We start from the raw sequence: 22,647 nt of genomic DNA on the forward strand, positions 1-22,647 counted from the left end.
CACTGATCATCACAGCCCTGCCGGTTTCGGAAGGGCTTCAGGTTTTGGCTTTTCCTCCCGGCTTTTCCGGAGAAAGTCATGTCTGATACTTTATCGTTAAGCCATCCAGCCATTGCCGACCTGTCCCATTGCATTGGGCATCGCGTTACAATTCATGGATTTGTCGACGCCATTCGCGACCAAAAGCGGATGCGCTTTATCGTTCTGCGCGACAAGACAGGAAAGGTTCAGCTCGCCCAAAGCAAAGAAGGTTCAGCGCTGACAGAGGTGGAATTCGGATGATGGGCGACCGTGATGCTGTTGTGGTTAGGCAGATTGTAGAGCTGCCCGACCAGCTTGATCAATTGCTGCTAGAGGCGGAGGCAGAAGGCTTCGAGATGATTTCTGTGCTTCAAGACGAATGGCGCAGCGGGGCCAATCGCTTTGAGCGCCCAGGGGAAATTCTAGCTCTTGCCACAATCGATGGTGAGGTCGCCGGTATTGGCGGCACGACACAGGATTTCATGGATAGCGGTTGGCTGCGTATGAGGCGATTCTACGTTCGGCCAGCCTATCGAAGGCTAGGGGTTGGCAGACAGATCGCGTTATTTGTTCTTGAACATGCGAAAGCTTTCGATCGCCCGATCGTACTTTATACCGCGGGCCCAGAGGCGGAAGCATTCTGGCCAACGATTGGATTTATCCCAATTGAGCGCGATAACACGACCCACATCTTTCGTGGCAAGCAATGACGGCTGAAGTCCGCTGACGGCCCGAAGGGGACTTCATATTCTACAAATTGCTGATCGCCCCTTAACTCATCCCCAACGCCTGACAGTTACAAAGACCCCACTAAACGCAAATGGGGCATCCTTTGAAAGCTATAACGCGGCGAAGTCTTCTCGCATCGCTTACAGCTTTACCTTTGGCTGGATGCCAGTCCGGCGAGAAGGTGAAAGTACGGTACCGTGCAATCGCATCGCTAGAAGTAGACGGTAGACCGTTTCAAGCATCCACGGTGATGGAAGTTCATTATGCACGCGTCACCAACAGTCTGATCGGTGCCGGTGGTGCAACACGCTTGTACGGTGAGGCGCTTATCGCAGACATACCGGGGAAAGGCACGTTCTACCTCCTGCCCGTGAAGCATGAGAAGCAGGGCGTTTTGAGCCAGTTCTGGGAAACCGCCATCCTTTTAACCCTCGGCATTAAAAGCAGCATTGGAATGTTAAAGACCGAGGATTTCGAAACCATGAGAAAAGCCTCTGGATGGATGCGGCTGAAAACGTTCAGCGGCAGCGAATATCCCGCCATGATATCGTTTCATGACGAGAGCAAGCCGAAGACCATATTTGAAATCGATCCGAGGCGGCTGGATAAGGTTTTTCCGGGGGTGCGTATCACCGGGCTCGAAATTCAGATCACCGACGAGCCAGTGTCAACAGTCCTGCGCGATAGGTTGCCATGGCTGAACACCCCCGTGGGGCGGGAAGTGTTCGAGCGCGATCCACCAGGCAAACAACGCTCATATCGCGATAGTCCGCTGGGTTTTAAGGTCACAGAGGCCCATTTCTTTGGCGATGGAAGCCGGTAGTAAAATGCCCGCAACCGGCGCATTGTTGCCACCTCTATCACAGCGGTATTATTCGAAACCGCAATACGTGCATGGTCAAGGTGCGAAGCAAACAGCGCTAACCACAAACGCCGCTTCTTCACCAGACTGCAGACACCTGGAGTGCTCGTACTATCTTGCGCAATCCAGGAAAGGGCGGGACGTCGCGGCGATTCTATTTTTGTGTTCCGGCTATCCGAGATGCCAGAACGCCGGTCTTCACTCTATCAAAGAGTCGCTTTCGACGAACGCTGCCAAGGAAAAGGCCCTCTGGGCAATTGCGACGCGGGGCTAAAAGATGGCAGTTCGTCATAACTGTCGACCATCTTGCTAAGCGCCTGATATGAGAGGAATGTCAACCACGCCAGCCCGGCAACGGCGGATGTTTCGACAACGCCTGCCGCCAAGCTGAAACCGGGGTGCCTTGATGCATCGCTGAGGAAGCCAGCGATCGCCTTAGAGATTTCCATCCCGCTAAAAAAATCAGTTATATATAGGTCATCCGCCCAAAGGATCACGCTTACGACAAACGGAAGCGACATCGCCGCGACGACAAGTAGTTTGCCGAATAGTTCAACCGGCCGACCAAGCGGTTGGAGATCGAGAATGGCGGTCGCTCTCATCAACCGCAGATCCAGCGAGTCGACGTCAGGCAATCCTCGCGCCGACAGCAAACACTCTCGGATACGCGTTGAAATCGACAAGATCATGAGCAACTGAATAGAGCCCCAGAGCGCATTCAAAAGCCAAAAATAATTCCGATCAACGGCGATGCCGAAAATTGGGATCTGATAATTGTTTCGCGCTATAACCTCGTCTGTGTATTTGTTGAGCAAGTAAGCGGTTCTAGTCAGTTGCCAGTCAGGCGCGGTCGGCGGATCTCGCGGGTTCGTTCTACTGCCTTCGAGATATTGGTCGTACTCCCTACAGGCCTCCGCCATTCTTACCTGATAGTCGCGAGCGGACCAGCACTTCAACTGCTCGCGCAGCTCTCCCATGCGAACCTGCGAAGGAGAAAATACGAAAGTACTCATGGTATAGAGGAAGGCCGATGTGTTGACGACGATGATGATATACATCAAGGCTCGCAGAGACGCGGAAAGCATTTGCAGGGCAGACAACGTCTTGGAGATCATCAATCACTCCATCCCCTTTAGCGCAGCCGCGCCAATGCAAATTCACCTACTTGTGCATTTTATCCGCATTGATGCTTAGTCATCTTCAGCGCCGCTGGGTGAACAATATTATCAGCCTGCAGTCACCCTTGGCGCGAACGTCATATATAAAGTGTCATTTACTTACATTTCTAACGATTTATTCTACACTTTTATTGTGAGTTGTAAATGGCGGACGCGCAACTGACTTGTCGGCGCGACAGACCCGTGGAGCTCGCTTGGGATGCCGGGTTTGCTGTACGCAGGTGCAGGGATTTCACGCATTTTCAGGACATTGATTTTCGTCAAAGAATCACCTGACATTTCCGCTTTAGTCTAACGATTTTTTGCAGTTAGTGGCTTTCATCGCGCGGAGCGGACGAGTGTAAAGAGCAGTGTAAAGAGCAACGAAACCGAACTCGAGGCTCTGTCTTCGCTGGCTTGCCAAAACAGTGGCGACCAGGGAGTGACACCTTAGTATCGGCATGGACGACGGCGGATGCATACTCGCCCCGGATTGCTTCGGACCGACGGGGGCTTTAGTTAATGGAGATAAAAACGGGGAGCCTCACGATCACCATGCCTCGTCGGAGATCATCGCTTTTTCGGTCGGAGACCAATGCGTCGGATGAACTCTCGCAGCCAGCAGCAGGGGTTTCTCATAACCGATGATGTCGCAGGTGATAGTTACGCTTGCGCCAGCTACTGATTTCCCATCTCCAACTCTGAGCTGGAAATATACGATTGGCGGCGTCCCCTCATTGAACGTCCGTCCTTCCAGGCTTGGCCGCGTGGAGAATCTGCCAGTCTTCCTGCCAAAGCCATCGTGACGCTCCAATTCCTTCTCGAAGCGAAACTTTATCCGTTCGCTCTCGGCCAATCCTGGCCCGTCGATGCTGTAACCTCTCAAAACTATCGGTCTGCTGTTCCAATTCGTGATGATGATGTTCGCAATATGCGCGTTTGCAGCCGCTGCATTCTGAAGGACCGTGATAGTTGGCATCGCTTCTCCGAGTTCACGCTCCGACTGCAGCCGGTTTCTCCTCAATTCGTCGGCGTTGATAATCAAACCGGCTAGGATGGGTGACGCAGAAAGCCAGACACCGATCGGTGTCGTCAACGACGCTACACACTTATCACGGGTCGTCGGCTCGGAGCACATGAAGTCAAGGCCGGCAAAGCTCACCCAAACTATAAGACCGGTTATCAAGTATACCACGGTACCGACCACGATCACCGAACCGTGTCTCTTCAAAAAGCCCGGCATCCCATCCTCCTTAGACGTCATTTTCGCTGTCGTCTTTCCCACTAATTGACGCGAAAATCTCACCCGGCCAGAGGCTCTCGAAGCCGCACGTGTTGACGGCAAAAAGGCCAGAGGTTTGCCAAGCACCAATCGAGGTTGCGTCGTTTCCAGATGGTATGGTTTGCCCATTTGCCAGGATTATCTGGAATGTAGTGGCCTTAGAGGCGTTCTCGAGCTTGAGGTCCTCGGGCACCCCAAAACGGACGCCTGAGAGATGCAGTTGTGCGCCCCGGGACTTGGCCCCCAATGCATATGCCGCGCCACGGTAAGCGTCCGGAAAGTTAGGATGCTCGATAGTATCTCCATCAAATACGATCGCCAGCGCTTCCCATCTTTTCGTAAACCGCTTTTCCTCGCTCAAAATAAGGTCTTCGGGACTGAAATCCGGACTGTCCGGCGCAGCCCACTGGCTGCCAAAAACGTTCGGTGGATCGACGGCTGGTGCGCCATTCGGTTCACGAAGTGCGATTGCGTTATTGAAATGGTAGAAGCCCGCAAATCGCTTCTTCTTGGCGACCGCCATCCGGGTCAGCCACGTGTTGTTGAAGACATAGTGCGGTCCAGAAACTTCCCGGGTGTCCGGAAATTTGAGGAGCTGTCCTGCCGCGTGGTCGTCTGTTAGCGGGCCTGGCTTGTGGGCATTCCAGCCCAAATTTCCGTAGACGTAGAAATGCCCGGAGCTGACCATCTCGAATGAAAAGGGCATATAGCAGTCGACGAACTTATTATGCCGAACCGTCCAGTTGAACGCGTGGTTTTCGGGTTCGACGGCGTTGTCGCGGATGCGGACAAACCAGTTGTCTTCGATCAGAACATTTTTGCAGTAGGCCTGAACGCGGTCAGCCGCGGCCTCATTGAACATGTGCACGGCGTTGAACGCGTCGATGACTATGTTTTTGCGTATAACGACGTAGCCGGCGATCGTCCAGGCTCGGAAAAAGTCGCCATCGAAAGCCCTGGCGTCCGTGTCCTTCACCGGGAAACCGTCCTTCGCGGCACCGTGTATTTGGGTCCAGAGTGTCTTGCTCCAAAGCTCCGTTTGCGGCGGGGGCGGATTAGGATCCGGATGGCCGTTCTTCACGATCGAGGCAAGATCGATTTCCCCCTTGCCGCTCTTATCCTGGATCCACGAGCAGCCTTCGACCAGCATGTGCCTGGTATTGCCGCCCGTTGCGCCTATGGCGAAGGTACCCCCGCGGAAGTGGACGCCGCGGACGATCACGTTCTGGCAATTGTCGAAGTAGACTGCCGTCGGCCAACAGCCATCGAACCTGAGATCTTCCAGTATTATCCATTGGCAGTCACGAACGATCAGGGCCGCGTCGTCGGCGAGATAGTAGAGACCTGGAAATTTCCCTTCATCCTCCATTCGCTTTGACAGGCGATTGCCTTCGACCCGATAGTCCTCGAAATCGGTTTTCGATCCAATCGCCGCACCGGGACCGTAGATGATGATCGGTTCGGATGGACTTCCGCTTTTCCCGGAGATCACGAGCCGATCAGGGTAATCTCCTGGCGACAGCGAGATGACATCTCCGGCAATGGCGCGCCGCATTGCGTCTTGAACCGTCGAACGGTCAACTATCACCCTTCTCTGCACGCTTGCCTCCTGCCCCTTCGAGGTTGCAAGAATTTAGTCCCCAGACTGAAGCACCGCCGTTGGCGGCCTAGAATTCTATCAAAGCCACCGTCGGGCAGTGATCCGAGATTGAAAGGAACTGATCACTGCCGTCGGGCTTGGAACCCGCGACGCTTCCTCCGAACTTCCCGATGCTACGGTGTTCGGCAGGCAACGGGTTCTTTAACCCGCTTCCTATGAACACGTGGTCGAGACCAACTGCATTGGTGCAGCCGAGATAATTCGGCGAGCCGAGTAAGGCGCGCTCGGCCGGATCCAGAGGCCGGATCTCGCTGACGTCGCAGAGCAGCGAACCGATTGCGTTGGTATCGCAGCGCTCTTCGAGCATCCGCATCGTGCTCGCCGCGGGCGAGCCATCGAATACGTCCTCGATCAGAGAGTTCGTCAGTGACGATGGTGTGTGCGGTGCCGCCGGCGATCCGCCGTCCGACCGGACGGGGGACGGATCGCGAAGCTCGTGCCAGAAATTCCGGTTGAAATCGCCCAGCAGTATGACTTTCCCGTCATCTGCAGTTACGCGCTCGATCCAACTCTCCAGAGGGGCAACCTGTTGTTGGAGGATCGGACAATGATCGCCGCCCCCTGAAAGGTTTCCATTCTCGAACGGCGACACGCACCTCGACTTGAGGTGCACTGACAAGACACGCAATGTCGTCCCGTCGATGCTGAGGGAGAGCGCAAGCCCGGGTCGGGGTTGGTTTTCAGGCGGGTTATTGGGCAGGCTCAAGGCATCTTCGATGTCGCAGGAGACCTTCTGTCCCAAAGACCTCTTCCAGGCGATGACCATCCGTTGGACCTTGTAGCCGGAGATCGGGCAAAAATCATAGTCGGTGCCATTATCCGGGAGGATCGCCCGGATGGATTCTTCGCCGTTCACTTCCTGGAACGCAAGTATGTCAGCCGGGAGCGACGAGGCAATGTACTTCGAAAGCTGGGCGAGCCGCTTCTCGTAGCCGGCGGGCTTGACGAAAACCACGTCGTTGTCTCTGTCGCGGTAGACATTGCACACCGGGTACTGTGCGGTATCCCACCCCTGGATTTTGAAGGCGTCGACGAACCATCCTGGTTTGGAATCCGGGCCGGATCCTTCCCGCCAAACGTCGGCGGCCGCGTCTTTGACGTATCGCTTATTGCAGAGGTCGATCCAGCGGTTGGCCGTCGCGAGGTCCATATGCCAGCCAAGGTTCCAACTAGAGACGGTTAGGACCCTCGCCTGCGCGTCGAGCCCGAACACGAGCAACAATGCCATCGCAAGAAAATACCGATACATGATCGCCCCCTCGCCCAAAAGTAGGCCGTTGATTTAAATACAACTTTATACAAAATTCAACAGGAACGAAAGAAGATCGGTAGCAAAACATCGAGCGCTGAATTCAGATGAATGAAATCAAAGCAAATCCCATCGCAAACAGACCCCTTGATTTTCAGACCGATACTTCATTTTTGAGAAACTACACTCGTGGCCCTTTGGCCATTGCACGACATGCTAAGGAATCGGCCGAAGTTTTCTTGCGCCGGCGCACGAGGTATCGAACAATTGAGATTCACTCTGCGGCGAAGTAATCAGAGGCGCACATGGAGGAAAGATAGAAAGCGAGAAAATGCGCAATTCTCACTGGCATTTTCGGGTGGTCCAGCGTTTATTCGCAGCGTGAGCGACCGAGATTGCACGGGAAGTCCCTCGACTATTCCGCGGCTATCCCGGTGAGGCCACGCGCCGATTCGATCGTTTCCAGATTATGCAGTCTGACGCCCGGGCATACCCTTCTTGCGATCTCGGTCAGATGCTGATGATGGGTAAGGTAGATGACCTGACCGTATCGGGCCATCTCCGCGAACAACTTGAAGGCTTCCTCGGCGCGGAAGTCATCGAAAGTTTCCATGATGTCGTCTGCGATGAAGGGAACGGGAGCGCGATTAGCGACAAACTCGTGATAGCCAGCCACCCGCAGTGCGAGGTAGAGCTGAAAACGCGCACCTTTGGATAGCTGGTCGGCAGCCTTCGAACCGCCGTTCGCCGATAACGCGATCAGTACTTCGCCGTCTTTGCTAGGCTGCGCTGCGACACCTGTGTAGGCTCCTCGGCTGATAGTCCTGAATGCCTCAGAGGCTCTCGTCATCATCCCGCTGCGATGTCGATCCCTGTAGAGCTTCAAAGCCTGCTCGGCGGCCGTTATCCCCGCGCGTAGTTCGAGGTAGCGTCCAGCTCGTTCTTCGATTTCGAGCAAAACGGTTCGTCGCTGCTCTTCCATTTCCGCCACAACGGAATCGCCGCCGATAGCATCAAGCGCCTTCTGCATCGTCGACCGCTCGTGAAACACGTCATGGCACTTCTTATCCTGGTCCTCCAGGGTTGGGGCCAACAATGCGAGCTCGCCCTCTAACGTCTCTCTATCGGCCAGTGCGAGCCGCCCCTCGATCTCGGCGATGTCATTCGCGCCGCCGATCTCGACCAGTTCCTGCTCCAGCTCGGTGATCGAGTTCCGCAAAGCCTGTCGCTTCGACGACAGATCGATATAGGCTTCGACCTCATCCATGGTGGCGCATCCGAAGAACTCGACCATCTTGCCTATCCGGGCGTCGAGTACTCCCTTGGCGATAAGCAGCGCGCGTTCGTCGTCGCGTTTTTTATCGAGATCGCCCAATAGCTTTTGCCGTTGTTCCTGACCCCGCTCTGCCGCCCTAACCCTGTCGGATATCGTCCGCGCGAGCTCCGTGAGTGAGGACGATCTCGGGATATCCAAGGTGTCGCAGAATTCAAAAACCGACGCTTCAAAGAGCGCCCTGTCGTTCTCCATTTTCTGGATTCGATCAACGAGCCCGGCTTTGGTTTCGATAGCAGCGGCGAGCTTTTCAAGAACGTGGAGAATTCCGTTGACGGCATCTACGTCCGGGATCGGCGTCGCCTCCCCCAGCCAGCAACTGCCGCAAAGCTCCGACCATCTTTCGTCCCATTCGCTGGCGGCCTTCAGCGCTTCGCTCTTGGCACGCGCGCGTGCGACGTTATGTTCTTTTAGCCGCTCAAGGTGTTCGGCCTGATCCATCGCAAGGTTGAAGTCATCCAGGCCTTCTTCGGCAGCGGCGAACAGCGTTCCCAGGTCGGCGTCAGGGTTGGACATAAGGCCCGCCCCGTTCATCGCGGCAAGCAGTTGTTTTTTCGACTGCTCAGCCCTGTCGCGGATGTCGGCGATTTCCTGGTCGATGGCAGCCAGATCATCGCGTGATCTCAGGGCAGCCGCCCTCCTGCGAAACCATTCCTCTAGATCTGCCGGATCGGAGCTGAAATTGCTGTCTCCAGATATCGATGCCAAGGTTCCGGACATCTTTGTCGTGAGTTCGGCGAGCGAAAATTCCGCCGCTTCTAGGCGTCCCTGCGCCGTATCAATATCTGATCCCACCGATGCACGATTTAGCATCAGCTGCGCCAACTTGGTTGCCTCCGCGAAATGCAGAATCCGTTGCGAAACGAGCTGGTCGTCCGTCCTCATGGCGCTCTCGAAATCGTCGGCCGTTTTAGCGTCCATGGTCTGGCGATGTAAAATCCAGGCCCTGTCGCGAGCCGCCCTGCTCGCAGCGACCGAAGGTTCGTCGATCTCTCCTGCCCTCTCCCGGACGACATTGATCTGCGCGTCTAGCCTTCTGCTCTCCGGCTCTAAGCGATCGAGTTCAGACCGCGCTGCCTTCAACTTCTCTCTGGTCTCTCTATAACGCGCTTTCCAATCGTCGAGCTTTGCAGGAGAAGGTGTGCTCATGACCGCGAGCTCGGCCGGGCTGCCGCGCCAAGGAGCGAGCTGCACTAAGCTTTCCGTCAAAACGACTTCCGCATTTTCTCGCCGCCGCATCAAGGAACGAATAGAAGCCCCGTCGTCGAGCTTCGGCAGCGCCTTCACTGTCGCGGACAGCAGTTCGAATGCTTTAACCCGGGCCGGCGAACGGAACTCATCGAAACGGGAGACCTTTTCGCCCTCCTCCTGAAGAGCCCGCTCTGCCTTGGCAAATTCTTCCATCGCAGAGGCACGGCGCACCTCGATGCCCGATTTCGACTGGATAAGAGCCCTGAGTTTGCCTACGGTCGCCGCATCCAGGACCAGCCGGGCTGGGGAATTTTCGTTCGGTTTGCCTAATTGCAGGAGGAGGGTTTCGACGGAAAGTTCGGCTACCCGGGAAGTGAGCTTCGGAATGTCGACTTGCGCCGTGATGTACCTTGGTTCCTGTGTCTTCGTGAGTTCGCCAACGCGCGCCGCAAGGCGAAGAGCGACCTCGTCATCCGCGATCTCGCCGATCTCCCGCTCGATCTCTGAAATGGCGCGCGAAAGCTGGTCCATTTTGACGTGGATTTCGATCCCGTTCCTGCGGATATCGGGTAGCTCAAGTCTCCACGATTCCGGTGGGTCAGATACGATCTCGAGATTTTCAAGCTGGTATCGTAATCCGGTCAGCCTTCTCATTGTCGGGAGCGCACGGAGAATGCGATTGATATCGTCAGTTCTCCGCTGTGTGTTTGCACGCTCGGCCAGCGACTGGTCGTAGAGATCGTCAAGGCGGCCCAGTTCAGCCACCCGCCTATGATACTCATTGGCCTTGAGGTCGAGTTCGTCGCGTTTTTGCTTCAGCTCGGTCAACCGAGCCTTCAGATCGCTCAGCAGGCCGCTGCGTGCGCGAACTTTGTAGAAGCCATCTGCGTCGGCGCGGATCGCCAGGAGTTGCCTGCTCAGATCGGACAAACCCGCGCTTGCGGAGAAAAGCAGTTCGCCGAGATCGCCTTTGCTCGCCAGGATGCTCTCACCGCCTTTTTCGAGTGTGATGTCATCCAGCGAGAACATTGTCGAGAATGCGTCGCGGTCGATTCCGCCGAGGTCCGCCTTTATCTCGGCGTCGGCCACGCTACGCTCTTCGCGATCAAGCAAACTGTTCTGTGGCCGTTTGATGCGAACGAAGTCCCGTTCCTGACCCGCCACATGCACGTTCGCACCTAAACGCATGGTACTATAGGGATGCTGGAAATCGTATTTCGTCGTATTGCCGATCCCGAAGATCAGATCGAGGATCGCATCGAGCGTCGTCGACTTTCCCGCCTCGTTGGGGCCGTAGATCACATGGAGGTCAGGCGAGGCGACGGGACGCGGCCCGAAGTCAATGGAAGCCTCGGTGAATTTGCCATATCGGGTGAGATCTAGACGATTGATGCGCACGTCATGCTCCTTCGCCACCGCGCAGCCGCGCCAACACCTGCGACGCGCCGTCCTTCGCGAATTGCGACAGAAGGGTTTCGAACGATGCTTCGTCCTTGCCGAACATATCCCGAAGCTCTGGTGGAAGCTGGCTCCGCATTTCGTCGGCGATCGAGCGCACCTCTTCGAGATAAGAGATCGAGCCGCGAATTTCGGTGTCGACAATCGACGCGAGTTCTTCAAGCGCGCCGGACCGTGCTTCCTCGCGTCGGGGTGCGACAGGTGATGTCACCAGTTTCTCGATCCAAACATTCCTGATGTCAGAGGCATGTGTCTCGAGTTCGGTCCGCAGGAGATCGGCGTCTCGTCGGATGAGCCAGGCGAACTCGCTGGATCCCTTTAGTTCAACGCGGGCGACGAGATGTTCGGCCGACTTCGTCGAAGAGAGATCTTTCAGTTTACCGTTTGCTTTGAGGACCAGATCTCTCCAATCGACTGCTCCCGATACATCAATCACCAGTCTCTCGAATTGGGCGACGGCCGTGTGGCGTTCTTCGACGACGATCGAACGGTCGTCCCTGACTGTAACCAACGAAACGGACTTGGAACCGTCCTCGTTTATATCGCGCCCTTGCGGTATCCCAGGCATGACAATCGCGGAAGACGTATCCTCGATAGCAGATCTCTTATGAATATGTCCGAGAGCCCAATAACGGAATCCGGTCTGGCGGAGGTCCGGTACGCTGCATGGAGCGTAGAGATCGTGTCCAGTCGACCCGCCAAGACTGGTGTGCATGATGCCGATGTTGACTGCGTCGGGAACTGGAAGTGCGTAGTTCCGCAGGAGGCTTTCCGGAGCATGCGGCTTTGCAAAACTCATCCCGTGTATTGCGACCGGGAAATGGCCTGGATCGCGGTCGACGGCGACTACCTCCGCCACGGCACCGAAAACCTTCACCGTCTCCGGCATCACCAGCTCGGCCGTGATTTTCGACAACGCATCGTGATTGCCGCGGATGATGAACGTCCTGATGTCCGCCTGTTGCAGACGTCCAAGCTGTTCAGCGAGGAACCGGGCCGTCTTCATCGACGTCTGCTCGCCGTCGTAGAGATCTCCGGCAACAACCAGCGCGTTGACTTGTTCTTCAAGACAAAGATCGATGATCCGAACGAACGAGCGCCGGGTCGCCAGTCCAATCATTTCGGAAAGCTCAAGGTTTCGCAACGCCAGCGTACGCAGCGGGGAATCGAGATGAATGTCGGCCGTGTGGAGGAATCGATAGACCAATGCGGAGCCTCATCTGTGATCTACTTCCGTAGCCGCTACAATGCGCCCGCGCCAGCCTATATTCTCGTTTTGTTCTGGAAATCCCCAAGAAAGTTGCAGGGCACGCAATTTGCTTCGTTTCACCCGATCCAGATCCAGTGGAATGATGCGGTTCACCCGAACGACGATTGGTTACCTCGTCCGAATCGATGGATGAGAGGAGGACGCAGTCGCCTCCGCACCAGTTGCGAACGACAGAAGTGCAAAAAAATGTGTTCAAATCATCGTCGGTCCAGCATGTCGCAATTGCAAAAGCCATCGATGTGAGACGAGAATCCTCGCGATTTAAATGAGTTGCACCAGCAAGAGTCCTGAGCGGCAGACAGCCTTCGGCGACGCCGAAATTCAATACGGGTATCATACATGGCGTCGTTAAACGGTACTTAGTTGTGGGCTTGGCTGTTCGACGAATTGGAGGCGCGTATGCGAGCGCCGGTTCGGCGGCCTCCGCAGTCTCGGTCCCCTAAACGCCTTAGGTTAGAGAGGTCATGCAGACGCGGGAGCGGCTGATACGCATCATGGGCCTTTGATAACGCTCATGGTTCGCGGCTACATTCCCCATACGTCAGGCGCGGTCACCCGCATCGCGCCGCAGCCGGCGCGATTGATCTTTGTTTGGACCAATCTCGAAGGTACGTTTCGCGAGTTCGACGGCGGTCGGCATTGAAATCTTCTTTGCACCTTGGAAGTACGCCGGTGTCACCCACGGCGGTGGAGCGGCAATACAAGCCGGATTCCAGATCGGAATGGTATGTTCGCACCCAGGCCAGACCTTGGTGAAATGTCAATAAACGGGCCTTGATAACCGCAGCCTACGCTTGCGGTTTATCGGTGGCGGACGCAATAAGTACGTGCGCGACCCCAGCGACTCAACCAACGTTCCCACCCATGCAGAGCGGATAGCATCATGGCAGCGACAATTAGGTCCATCCATATAGAAAACTTTCGCTCCGTTCGGTCACTCGACGCCGACTTGGCAAAACTCACGGTTTTCGTAGGAAAAAACGACTGCGGAAAATCAAATGTACTCCGCGCACTCAACCTTTTTTTCAACGGCTACACCAATCCGGGTGCCGAGTTTGACTTCCGGGAAGACTACAATTTTTTCGCACCAGTTCGTGAACGTAGAGCAAAGGAAATTATCGTAAGAGTTGAAATCGATATCCCTGAATCGTACCACAACACAAACGGACAGGTCATCGTTTGGACCAAGCGGTGGCGGGAAGAAGGTCTGTGGAGCGAAGAATACGTAGGGCAGCGCCTGTCAATGAACCGCCGTGGGAATGAAGTCCGGGAACCGGTTAAAATCCCTGACAAGTCGAACGTTCATTCGCTATTGCGAAAGATGGAGTTCGAGTACGTGCCGGCGGTGAAAGACTCCCAATATTTCGATGACCTTCGCGGCCGGATATACGGAATTATATCAGAGGTCGCTGCGCGAACCTTCCATGACTCGAGCGCGGCCTTTGAACAGGCTATTGGCGACCATCTCACGGACCTGACTTCCAGCATAACCACCTCTCTCGGCTTCTCAACGCGACTGGCCTTGCCCAGGGACCTGTATCACATCTTCGAGCGTCTGGACTTCGTCAGCGGCGATAAATCAGTGTCACTCGACAATCGCGGGGATGGTATCAAAGCACGGCACATCCCGCTAATTCTCCGATTTATGGCCGACAAAAAGGCCGAACTTCAGCAGCGTGGCAACGCGCCGATCAGCAATATCTGGGCTTACGAAGAACCGGAGAACAATCTCGAGATCGCAAGCGCGGTTCAGCTTGCAGACGAAATACATGCGCTCGCGAACGGCGGGACGGCACAAATTCTCATAACTACTCACTCCCCAGCGTTCTACGACCTGGGACAGCGGGAGAGCTCAGTTGCTTTGAATTTCATTACCCGGTTGACAGACATCGAAGGCACCACCACCAAGGCAGATGCTACCGGGATTGACGAAAGCCTGGGAACTCTAGCCATGCTGGCACCCCGTATCTCGGAGATGATAGCGCAGGTCAGAGAGCAGGAAGCGGCTAGGCACGAAGCTGCCCGTCTGGCTGAGGAGAATTGTCCAAAGATTTTCGTAGAAGGAGAAAGCGACAAGCTTATTCTTGAACGAGCGACCCGTTTGTTCTTCCCCGACATCGCGGATCAGGTCAGCTTTGCAACAAAACGAGACGGGGCTGGCCATAGCTACGTTATCGACATGTTGAGCGGGTGGCGCGCGCACCATAAACACCATCCGGATAGACCGAAAGCCGTAGGCATTCTCGACAGGGACGCCGTTGGTGAGCGCGACGAATTTAATAAGCAGCCAGACAATACGAAATCGGCTAAATGCTTCTGCTTTCCAAACCCGGCTCTCCTACATGAGCCGTTGCGTCGCGGCTTCAAAATACCTGTGACACTCGAGTCGCTCTATCCCGAACCAATATGGAGAGACTCGCTAGCGCGGGGTCATCTTGAAAAGCGCGATCCCGTGAAGACGTATCCTCCCCAACTGACTGCTCAGATCATATTCGAAGAAATTAAAGCCGGAGAGGTGCTCCAAGAGCCTTGGGATATTTTCGTATCATACCAATTCGAGAAAGATCACAAAGTGTCAACGGCGCGCAGAATTTGCGCCAAGCCCGATGCCGAATGCTCCGCGGTTCTCGCGGGCTTCAAATCGACCTTGGTAGACGCACTGAGGTTTTTAGGGTTCGAGATCGATAGTGTTGCCGGGCAGGGAACAGCCCAGGTTGCTGGAATCAGAAGCGAAGACGCTCCCGTTTCTTGAAACACTCGAAAACAGATAAAACCCGATCGGCTGCACCATGAACAAGCGAATTGGCAAGATTGCCGGCAAACTCGTTGCGAGCGCCGACGCCGCGATCGGACAAAGTTTGTCCAATGGAGCGCCGGGAAGCGTTAAAGCGCCCCGGACGGAGCCGGGGCTCGTGGCGGCTGTGGTGGTTGAGGCAGTCCCAGCCTTGGCACGAGCTTGGCGCTCACACCTGCAGCCCTTGGGCTTGACTATCGAGATCAGCGCGGTGTTCACGCACCAATCACCTAAAGTGCGGTTTACAAGTTCCGCCAATGTCACTGGCACATGTGAGCTTGCCGATATGCTCGTTGTCATTGATGACCTCGGAACAAAAACTCGGAAAGCGGCGCTCGTGCAGGCGAAGATGGCCGCTCAACGAGGCTGGGTCAAAATAGGCGGCTACCAAAATAAGCTGCAACTTGACCTCTTCCAGAACTGGCCCCCGTTCGACTTCGAAGAAAAGGTCTACAACCTTCAACAGGTCGACTTCCAGAAATCGGGCGGAGCCGCCGGATCGGGAGTCTACGGGATCATTGATCGACACTGGCTGACTCCTCCCCGCGTACCAAATTGGAAGCAGCTCGACCCCTCGGTAGTCCCGGGCGCGACGGCCGCGGCCCCGACGTTGGGTGAGTTCATCGTTTTGATGTTGGGAAACAAGGCCGGGCGCGACGCGACCCCCGGACAATATCCATCCGATTGGGCAAGAACGGTCCAGGCACTGTTGAAGGTGACCTTCCACAACCAATTCCATGAACGTAGGTCGTTGGGCGTATCTGCCTTCCCGGGAGGAAATACGACGATGGCTTTTCTTATGAGCGGCCAGCTCCTTCAGCATGTCGTGATTTCGAATGGTCTGCTGCCGGTCGATGTGCAGCCGGAGATTGTCATCGGCGCAGAGGTGGTGGATGGCAGGATATGCCGCTGCTTAAATCGACAGCCCGCCGTCTATGGTGATTGTGGAGCCAGTGATGTACCCCGCTTCCGGCCCGGCGAGGTAAGCAACCGCCCCAGCTACTTCATCGGGTTCACCGTACCGGCCAAGCGCAGATAGTGACCTCAGCATTTCGGCAACTTCTCCTTCGGTCGGTGCCATCCCCGTATTTATAGGACCCGGCTGCACGACATTGACGGTAATCTTCCGGCTTCCGAGGTCACGAGCCCAAACACGGGAATATGCCGCAACGGCTGCCTTGGTGGCGACGTAGTCTGAGATCCCCGGAAAAGCCCCGCGATTGCTTGCGCCCGCGGTCCCGATCGATATGACACGGCCACCGTCGCTCAACAAAGGCGCTGCTGTGCGAACCGCGGCTACCACGCCCTTGAGGTTGATATCCAGCTGGTGGTCGAACGCCGCGACGTCGGCGCTTGGATCACCGACCACCCCGGTTACAAACACCCCAGCCGAATTGACGAGGATATCCAGTCGGCCCCAAGCAGCATGAGCGGTTTTCACAAGACCACCGACTTCCTCCATGATTGACTGATCGGCCTTGATCGCAAGACACTGTCGCCCGAGAGACCGCACCTCCTCAGCAACGCGGTTCGCGCTTTCTTCGGACGACGAGTAGCTGAAGACGACGTCTGCTCCGTCCCGGGCAAGCCTTTTTACGATCGCTGCGCCGATACCACGCGATCCTCCCGTAACTAGCGCCACTTTACCCGCGAGAGCGTTCTGCTGCATTGTTGTCCAAGCCCTGAGTTCGAATCCGACGCGAAACCGCCGTTTGCCTAGCCAGAAACTAACGTGACGCTCACCGCGATTGAATCACTCCTCCGTATGCCGGGACTATACGCGAGTATGATGGCAACGAACCGCGCAACGCGGGTCTGGCTGAACGGCGTTGCTGGGCTTTCTCCTCGGAGAAGAGGCTGTTCCGGTTATTTGAGAAGGCGATATGTTGAGAAATAGTCGAGAACCGCTACGTCCGAAAGCTCAAATCGATGGTCGAAGTCTCGCTGGTTCTCCGGTTTTCATCCTTCACCTGTGCCCGTTAATGTTGCGGATAGAGGGCCTAGACCGTGCATATCTCGAAGCGAGCATCGCTTAGAGCAGCGTTGGCTGGGACACCGGCTCTCCGGACGTTGCCCGCGCCGCAACGGTTGTCGGCCGCCGAGGCTTTTCTTAGTCACGCGCGCGCAATTGTCCTTGTGCGTGATCTCCAGCCTGGGATTCATCCGCCCGATCCGGAGTTGGTACGGGACGTGCTGGGGCTAACGCTGGGTGAAGCCAGGCTGGCTTCACTGGTTGGTACCGGTATTGCCATCGGAGATGCCGCAGGGAACTTGAACATCACGGAACAGACAGCTCGTGTCGTCCTCAAAAGGGTCTTCAGCAAACTTGAGGTTTCGAGGCAGAGCGAATTGGCGGCATTCATGGGAAGGTTGATGCTCTTCTAGTGCCTTGCAGGCGCATGCCCGCTGTCGCGAAGCTCAAATGCGAAGGGCGCGCCCCTCTTCCAGCGTGGGAATCCTGCCCCGCATCGTACCCCATATGGGAGATGCGCTCATCACTGTACCACATCATCTTCTGAACTCGTGGCGAGATTACAGGAGTGTGTGATGACAGTGAAATCCACACTGGCGGCTATCATTTTGCTGGCAGGGATGCCGATGCCATGCTTCGCCGCATCGTTTCAGTGTTCCGATGCTACCAAGGTCCGCAGAGAGTACGAAAAATCATGGGATGACGTCATCAGCGACAAGAAAGCGGGGCTAGAGGACGGGATACGAACCCTCGAGGGAATCAAAGCCGACTTGAAGCAGGACAAAGCGGACACAGTTGGGGAGACGGGAAGTCTAAAAGAGGGAGGCATAGCGCTCGCGGCAGTCATAAAGGAAACATCTGACCTCATTCGAAATATGACCGCCCTTTTTGTTCCTTCGCCGAACGTCGTGCAGGAATCCATGCTCACCATCCTGGACACCACCCGAGGAGAGATTGACGAATCCAAGCGAAATGCGGATCAGGTCGTCGACGATCAGATGGCAGCGATAAAAGACCAACTGACGGGGATCGTTCCGGGGTTGCAATTGGCTCGGGAGATGGACGATTGGGCAAAAGCAAATCGGGAGGTCTCTCAACAAATCGACGCGATCGAGCGAAGTCTCAAGACGGCAAAGTCAAAGCTGATCGCGATGGGCGGCCCCGAACGGTACTACTTGGTCAACGAACTGCTGAAGAGGGCGGAGCCGCGGGTTTATCGGTGTGTCTCCCCGGACCCTGGAAAGGGAACGTCCCTGAAAGTTAGGAAACCATCCGCCCACAAACCAACCATCAGACATCCATCAAAACCACCGAATGCGACTGAGCACCGTACGCAACCACTGCATTCGTGCTCACTATTCGATTCATGCTGAAACCAATGAGGAGGGAGCTGTTATGATTGCATGTTCGAGAAAAGCGCTTCTAATTGTCATGATGGTCGCGGTGACTGCTGGCGATGTTCTAGCTGCATCCAACTGCCAGATCGGTCCCGAATGCAGGTCGAAAGGGGCGAAGATGAACCCCTATATTCAGAGAGCACAAAGGTATCTCAGTGGCGGAGGCGCAGACGCGGCGATCGCGGCCTATTGCGTCAATCTCGCGCAAGCGGAAATCGCCAGGATTTGCGCGGACGAGCTGGCCAACATGGGCAATCAATCCTGTGCCAAACTCGCATACCGCCAAAGTGATGAAAACAAGCGAGTGGCCGACGGCTCTCTTGCTGCCGCAAAGGCGACCAGTCCAGGAGGATTTAGCAGACAGAAAGCCTGCGGCTTTTAACGAGGTCCGAGCAAGGGTGCTGACGAAATTCTGGACCTCAAAGGCGACTGCTCAACAGCGCATAAGCTTGGCGAGAAGCGTGGCGAGTTCCGGCTGCCGGGAAATGTTCGTCTTGTCGAAGACCCGCTTTAGGACGGTCCGCGCCGTCATCTCGGTGATCCCGAGCCTGTTGGCCGCGTCGCGGAGCCTGATACCCGACCCAACAAGCGATGCGAGCCTTGCCTCCCCGAGGGTCAGACCGAGGAGGTCGCGGACCAGTGACGGATCGGGCGGGTCGCTGTTGTCAGGATCGTTGACGAGAACGATCGCGCGGGCATGGGTCAGGAAATCGCCGTGCGCCGACGACTTCCTCGTTATGGGAAGCACGTAGATTGTCAACGGCTGTTCGGATCGCGCCCGGCCTATCATGAGCGCCTTCGCTCCGAAGTCGCCGTCATCGGCTGCGCCTCTATGGTTGACGACCATGTCGAGTTGACGCTGCGCGATGGCGGAATGAAACGTGAGGCGGTCACCTGCGATGCTTAGCCCGTCGCCGAGAAGTTTTGCCCCCTCCTCGTTCTGGAATGTGATGCGACAGCTGGAATCAATAACGAATACCCCCATCTTCAACCTGGCCAGCGCCTCGCCAAGGCCAGCTTGCGCGATTTCGGCATCAAGCAGGCGCATGCCTAGCCGAAACGCCTTTTCGACGTGACGGCCAAGCGATGTGAGGGTTTGGAGTTCATCGTCCGAGTAGGGGGACTTGTCGATGCTCCGCTGGATCACGACCCCGGCGACGATCCGCCAATCCGGGCAAATCGGCACGTTGGCGAAATATTTAAGCCGCATCCTGGCAAGCGCCACATAGTAGGGGTGACTTTCGATCTCCTCCTCCGTAACCACGTGGCGGTCGGTGAAGGCGTTGTGCTTCAGGAATGCACCGCGTTCAACGGCTCTGACGGCACGCAGGTCCGGCCCCCTGTAGTAGTCGCTGAAGAACTCCGTTGCCTTCCCTGCGAGCGCTTCCGATTCGATATATCCGAAACCGCCGTCGTCGCGGCCGTACAGCAGGACCGAGCCGACATCGCCGAAGCAATTGGCGATCCTCTGGAGCGCAATCGGCCAACCGGCGGGCGCTAGTGCCGCATCGAAAATCGCCTCGACGGCGTCGTTGAACAACAGTTTCGTGTCCACCCACGTCCGGCATCGACCCTATAGGTCGACAAGCCGCCCCGAGAATAGCATTGCGGAGGGACTGGCCCCCTTGATGCTCCCTGCCTTGTGGAATGGAAACACGGTGCAAGCCATGCCTCAACACCTTCAAAAGTAGTAAGTACTGCAAGGCATCCAACTGGGCGGTTCATCACGAAGGCGTCAGTCCGGCGATGTCGGGAACGTCGCTGTCCACGGAGAAAACCGTTTCTGTGACAACTAGGATGCCAGCACCCGGATTTTCAACCCGGATGCGGGCAAGCCTCCGCTCGACGCCCTCGTTCGAGAAGTGAGGGAACCAGTGGACGTTGCCCGTCGCAGTCTGAACGAGGCCCTTTGTCCCTCCAGGCCGCTGAGAGAGCCCAATTCGTCCCATCGAAGGCGGATGAAGACTCGCGCTGAATTCAAGAGCAACCGCGGACGCTCGGGGCACACGAGGTCCCATTCTGGCAGCACCAAGAGTCATCTCCCCACTGGCAGCAATAAGTTCCGCCACCACACTGGCCATCCCAGCAATTCATAGCCAGGATAGTTCCTTTCTCCCGTTTCGGGTCTGATTTGTCGACATTGGATGGAATCATCGGCCAGCGAACTGGTATGGCGCTTGTTGCGAGAGCCATTGCCACGAAGGCCTGTCCGAAGTTCAGCAAAACCGTTCGCCGCTCTTGAGTTGCACCATCGGACAGAGCGGATTGCCGTACTTTGCCTGACGCCACTCGCCAGGCAAACGCCGTGATGTGCGCAAGCCAGAGTAGGATTGTCGCCCCGAAACCAGTAGTGGCAAGAACGGTGATCGCGTTGATCTCTCGATAAATTCCAAACAGCGTGATCGTAACAATGCCCGCCACGCTCGCTGCTAGGAAAGACTGTCGCATGCAACGGGGGCAACGGCCGAACAGGGCCGAGTATTCTCGCGCGAACTGCACAATTCTGAGCATGGAACCCTCCTTTAATCAGAAGAACATCCATTGTCACACCCTCCACAGTGAATCATCTCCCATTTAGGGTACGAGGCCATCGCCGGCTTCTCCGAGGGTCGAGCGCATTAATTTCTGGAAAGAGCAGCAGCCATCTGACCCGTGCGGGTGAGCAGTGGCCTGCGTGTGGGGAAGGCCGCCGACAACGCCGCCTACTGGTCTATCGCCACGACCATGAAGTCGGACAACAAAGCCTTGTCGGCGGTCTCCGACAGTATCGGGGTCGCCAAGGCGATCACCGATACCGCCTATGCCGCCGTCGAAGAGGTGCTCGAGCATCTGAACGCGACGAAGGCCCTTCATCGACCTCGCCAGCCTTGCCGGTGATCTTGGATAGTGGCCCGCGGAAGACGGCAGAGAATGGATGATTAGGGGCGAGTGCCGGGCCAGCCAGGGGCAGACCTAACGGGCTTCAGTTGACTCAAGAGCCACTCAACGCGATCCCGCCCCCTCGCATCTCAGCGAGTGCCAAATCCAATCGGTAATTAGCCTCCCCTAAAGCTTCGTATACTCGTGCCTCTTCGCCTTCGTCGGAAAGCTCCAATGCGTCTGTCAATTCGGAAACTCGCTGTTGCGCAAGCTGTAATGCTGATCGACTTTCGGGATAGTCCTCCTCTGCCCGATTAGGAATTACGGTGGATGAGGCCGCTAGGTCGGCAAGATGTTGCACGTCTTCCTGTAGCAGCGACATTGAGTTGTCCATTTTGCTCGAGACGCGCTCAAGAAGGCCAACAACGGCAGCATTTATACGTGAACTGAAATCTCGGTCGGAGGTACTAAACTCAGCCGATGCGCTTAGAGCTTCGAACGCCTCCTGCCCCTTCTTGGCATCCAGCTCCTGTTGGGTGCTTCGCTTGTAAAGATGATTGGCTTCAAGCTCGCTCCCGATGTCGCGCCGCGCGTAGAAAGTCAATTCTGGACAGACGCCGGCCCCCACCTCAATGAGGACGTAGGTGAAACCGCCAATTCTGGCATATTCCAGAACATCAAAGAGGTCCCTCGGAACGAAGTCGGGGCCAACGCCATTTTCGTCAACGACATGAAAAAAGAACCCCATGTCGCTGTACTGCCCTCCGGGTACGGGCCAATCGACGGCCTTGGTGCGCGACAGAAAGCGCGATGTACGTACGGATAGATGGCTTGCACTGAGGACGAGAGTTTTTCTGGTTTTCATACCGCTTTTGCTTCTTCGTGAATGGAAATTCCGCGCGTTTTGCGCTGTCGATTTGACAATGGTTGTCCGGAAACGATGGCCCGACAACCAAAAAATGGCGTAGGAAAAATCAGCCGTCGTTGTTGCGCGGCTTCCGACCGCGTGCTCCAGACCCAATCGCGTAGGCGGGACCGAAGCCCAAGCGAAAACGCGGCTGAATGAATGTTCAGTGGCTGCAGCACGCGACGCAATACCGGCACCGAGTTCATTAAATTTGTAACAGCTGGATGCTATTCGGACGTTCGAAGAACGTCATTCGTCGGTAGGTCCGCCTCTGGCAAGGTAATCCTGGGCTCGCATCTTTCGTCACTTCCGTGAGGTCGCTAGTCCCCTTGCGCACAAGCGTTCGGCCGTGTCGAGCCGGCGCAAACGCGAAGGCCGCGGTTCGATCTGAGTGCCGAATTACCGTTGGTCACTGTGCTCAAATCGTTGATGTACGGACAATGGTATCCGCTCGACAAGCCGGATCGGGGCGGCGCGTAGGTCGATCCGCCAAGCCCAGCCGCTGC

16 protein-coding genes and 1 pseudogene are annotated in these 22,647 nt (G+C 56.1%); 7 read left to right on the top strand and 10 right to left on the bottom strand.

All coding sequences use genetic code 11. The annotated features are described in order from the left end of the window. Window positions 1-78 precede the first annotated feature (78 nt). From U5G49_RS14330 to U5G49_RS14340, 3 genes are all read left to right on the top strand, one after another. Complete coding sequence (locus U5G49_RS14330; protein ID WP_168317885.1) at window positions 79-282, top strand: OB-fold nucleic acid binding domain-containing protein; 204 nt, start codon at window positions 79-81, stop codon at window positions 280-282. Beyond that, entirely contained in the window at window positions 279-731 is a 453-nt protein-coding gene (locus U5G49_RS14335) for a GNAT family N-acetyltransferase (RefSeq protein WP_077120320.1), read from the top strand. The genes U5G49_RS14330 and U5G49_RS14335 overlap by 4 nt, the downstream gene beginning before the upstream one ends. Window positions 732-1,000: 269 nt before the next feature. Further along, window positions 1,001-1,573, top strand: coding sequence for a hypothetical protein (locus U5G49_RS14340; protein WP_193445538.1), 573 nt, complete (start codon window positions 1,001-1,003; stop codon window positions 1,571-1,573). A 245-nt stretch (window positions 1,574-1,818) separates the two neighbouring features. On the opposite strand, the gene U5G49_RS14345 is transcribed toward U5G49_RS14340, so the two are convergent. The 6 genes from U5G49_RS14345 to U5G49_RS14370 all read right to left on the bottom strand — a co-directional run bounded on the left by U5G49_RS14345 (window position 1,819) and on the right by U5G49_RS14370 (window position 12,149). Next, a complete protein-coding gene (locus U5G49_RS14345) occupies window positions 1,819-2,727 on the bottom strand; it encodes a hypothetical protein (RefSeq protein ID WP_193445537.1) in 909 nt (302 codons plus the stop codon). A 592-nt stretch (window positions 2,728-3,319) separates the two neighbouring features. Beyond that, entirely contained in the window at window positions 3,320-4,012 is a 693-nt protein-coding gene (locus U5G49_RS14350; protein WP_193445536.1) for a hypothetical protein, read from the bottom strand. A gap of 10 nt (window positions 4,013-4,022) precedes the next feature. Then, window positions 4,023-5,651, bottom strand: coding sequence for a right-handed parallel beta-helix repeat-containing protein (locus tag U5G49_RS14355; protein WP_193445535.1), 1,629 nt, complete (start codon window positions 5,649-5,651; stop codon window positions 4,023-4,025). Window positions 5,652-5,718: 67 nt separating this feature from the next. After that, window positions 5,719-6,960, bottom strand: coding sequence for an endonuclease/exonuclease/phosphatase family protein (locus tag U5G49_RS14360; RefSeq protein ID WP_193445534.1), 1,242 nt, complete (start codon window positions 6,958-6,960; stop codon window positions 5,719-5,721). A 415-nt stretch (window positions 6,961-7,375) separates the two neighbouring features. Beyond that, on the bottom strand, window positions 7,376-10,882 hold the full coding sequence (locus U5G49_RS14365) for an AAA family ATPase (protein ID WP_193445533.1): 3,507 nt from the start codon (window positions 10,880-10,882) through the stop codon (window positions 7,376-7,378). A 1-nt stretch (window position 10,883) separates the two neighbouring features. Then, window positions 10,884-12,149, bottom strand: a complete 1,266-nt coding sequence (locus U5G49_RS14370) for a metallophosphoesterase family protein (protein WP_193445532.1) — start codon at window positions 12,147-12,149, stop codon at window positions 10,884-10,886. 946 nt (window positions 12,150-13,095) lie between these two features. Between U5G49_RS14370 and U5G49_RS14375 the strand changes: the two genes are divergently transcribed. Beyond that, the gene (locus U5G49_RS14375) at window positions 13,096-14,964 is read left to right on the top strand and encodes an ATP-dependent nuclease (RefSeq protein WP_193445531.1); all 1,869 of its coding nucleotides are present in this window, start codon (window positions 13,096-13,098) and stop codon (window positions 14,962-14,964) included. 955 nt (window positions 14,965-15,919) lie between these two features. Here the strand turns inward: U5G49_RS14375 and U5G49_RS14380 are convergent. Then, window positions 15,920-16,675, bottom strand: a complete 756-nt coding sequence (locus U5G49_RS14380) for an SDR family NAD(P)-dependent oxidoreductase (protein ID WP_193445530.1) — start codon at window positions 16,673-16,675, stop codon at window positions 15,920-15,922. An 878-nt stretch (window positions 16,676-17,553) separates the two neighbouring features. On the opposite strand from U5G49_RS14380, the gene U5G49_RS14385 reads away from it, so the two are divergent. Together U5G49_RS14385 and U5G49_RS14390 are read left to right on the top strand one after the other, a co-directional pair. After that, the gene (locus U5G49_RS14385; RefSeq protein ID WP_193445529.1) at window positions 17,554-18,351 is read left to right on the top strand and encodes a hypothetical protein; all 798 of its coding nucleotides are present in this window, start codon (window positions 17,554-17,556) and stop codon (window positions 18,349-18,351) included. A gap of 22 nt (window positions 18,352-18,373) precedes the next feature. Next, window positions 18,374-18,757: a hypothetical protein gene (locus U5G49_RS14390; protein ID WP_210262334.1), complete on the top strand. Its 384-nt coding sequence runs from the start codon at window positions 18,374-18,376 to the stop codon at window positions 18,755-18,757. Between the two features lie 51 nt (window positions 18,758-18,808). Here the strand turns inward: U5G49_RS14390 and U5G49_RS14395 are convergent, their stop codons facing one another. After that, window positions 18,809-19,930 carry a helix-turn-helix transcriptional regulator gene (locus tag U5G49_RS14395; RefSeq protein WP_193445527.1) on the bottom strand — a complete coding sequence of 374 codons (1,122 nt, stop codon included), beginning with the start codon at window positions 19,928-19,930 and terminating at the stop codon, window positions 18,809-18,811. 422 nt (window positions 19,931-20,352) lie between these two features. Continuing rightward, complete coding sequence (locus tag U5G49_RS37115) at window positions 20,353-20,886, bottom strand: DUF3624 family protein (RefSeq protein ID WP_193445526.1); 534 nt, start codon at window positions 20,884-20,886, stop codon at window positions 20,353-20,355. Window positions 20,887-21,030: 144 nt separating this feature from the next. Between U5G49_RS37115 and U5G49_RS14400 the strand changes: the two are divergent. Then, window positions 21,031-21,222: pseudogene (locus tag U5G49_RS14400) on the top strand (flagellin N-terminal helical domain-containing protein); the annotation flags it as partial. Window positions 21,223-21,346: 124 nt separating this feature from the next. Here U5G49_RS14400 and U5G49_RS14405 read toward each other — a convergent pair. Next, entirely contained in the window at window positions 21,347-22,099 is a 753-nt protein-coding gene (locus U5G49_RS14405; protein WP_193445525.1) for a DUF5983 family protein, read from the bottom strand. Window positions 22,100-22,647: the final 548 nt, after the last annotated feature.

Origin of the sequence: Rhizobium indigoferae (assembly GCF_034554815.1) — a bacterium.
Taxonomy (GTDB): Bacteria; Pseudomonadota; Alphaproteobacteria; order Rhizobiales; family Rhizobiaceae; genus Rhizobium; species Rhizobium leguminosarum.

Bases quoted from the DNA above. Each gene is read 5' to 3' on its own strand.
- U5G49_RS14330 (WP_168317885.1), top strand. From the start codon at position 79: ATGTCTGATACTTTATCGTTAAGCCATCCAGCCATTGCCGACCTGTCC.
- U5G49_RS14335 (WP_077120320.1), top strand. From the start codon at position 279: ATGATGGGCGACCGTGATGCTGTTGTGGTTAGGCAGATTGTAGAGCTG.
- U5G49_RS14340 (WP_193445538.1), top strand. From the start codon at position 1,001: ATGGAAGTTCATTATGCACGCGTCACCAACAGTCTGATCGGTGCCGGT.
- U5G49_RS14345 (WP_193445537.1), bottom strand. From the start codon at position 2,727: ATGATCTCCAAGACGTTGTCTGCCCTGCAAATGCTTTCCGCGTCTCTG.
- U5G49_RS14350 (WP_193445536.1), bottom strand. From the start codon at position 4,012: ATGCCGGGCTTTTTGAAGAGACACGGTTCGGTGATCGTGGTCGGTACC.
- U5G49_RS14360 (WP_193445534.1), bottom strand. From the start codon at position 6,960: ATGTATCGGTATTTTCTTGCGATGGCATTGTTGCTCGTGTTCGGGCTC.
- U5G49_RS14375 (WP_193445531.1), top strand. From the start codon at position 13,096: ATGGCAGCGACAATTAGGTCCATCCATATAGAAAACTTTCGCTCCGTT.
- U5G49_RS14380 (WP_193445530.1), bottom strand. From the start codon at position 16,675: ATGCAGCAGAACGCTCTCGCGGGTAAAGTGGCGCTAGTTACGGGAGGA.
- U5G49_RS14385 (WP_193445529.1), top strand. From the start codon at position 17,554: ATGACAGTGAAATCCACACTGGCGGCTATCATTTTGCTGGCAGGGATG.
- U5G49_RS14390 (WP_210262334.1), top strand. From the start codon at position 18,374: ATGATTGCATGTTCGAGAAAAGCGCTTCTAATTGTCATGATGGTCGCG.
- U5G49_RS37115 (WP_193445526.1), bottom strand. From the start codon at position 20,886: ATGCTCAGAATTGTGCAGTTCGCGCGAGAATACTCGGCCCTGTTCGGC.
- U5G49_RS14405 (WP_193445525.1), bottom strand. From the start codon at position 22,099: ATGAAAACCAGAAAAACTCTCGTCCTCAGTGCAAGCCATCTATCCGTA.